Source organism: Streptomyces beijiangensis, from assembly GCF_017315755.1.
Lineage (GTDB): Bacteria > Actinomycetota > Actinomycetes > Streptomycetales > Streptomycetaceae > Streptomyces > Streptomyces beijiangensis.
The window spans coordinates 1-309 of sequence record NZ_JAFLRJ010000828.1; the positions used below are offsets into that span (position 1 = coordinate 1).

At 74.4% G+C, this 309-nt stretch carries 1 protein-coding gene; it reads left to right on the plus strand.

Annotation, left to right across the window (positions count from 1 at the left end; genetic code table 11):
- The coding region (locus tag J0695_RS39320) for an ABC transporter permease (protein WP_206969642.1) at positions 1-309 on the plus strand (309 nt) is incomplete at both ends.

A 309-nucleotide genomic window follows, 5' to 3' on the forward strand; every position in this document is an offset into this window, starting at 1 on the left:
CCGTGCCCGGGACAGTGGTCACCGCGGTCACCGGGTCGCTGCTCTTCCAGCTCCCGATGGCGCATCTGTGGGTCCTCGTCGCGGTCATCCCGCTGTCGGGCGCCGCGCTCGCCGGACTCGGGGCGGCCCTGGGGCTGCTCGCGCCACGGCAGGAACTGGCCACGCTGCTCGGGCAGTTGGGCATGTCGGCCGCGCTGCTGCTCGGGGTGCTGCCCGCCGGGCGGCTGCCCGGGCCCATCGCGTACGCACGTGATCTGCTGCCTTCGACCTACGGCGTGGAGGCCCTCGCCAGGAGCTTCGACGCCCACC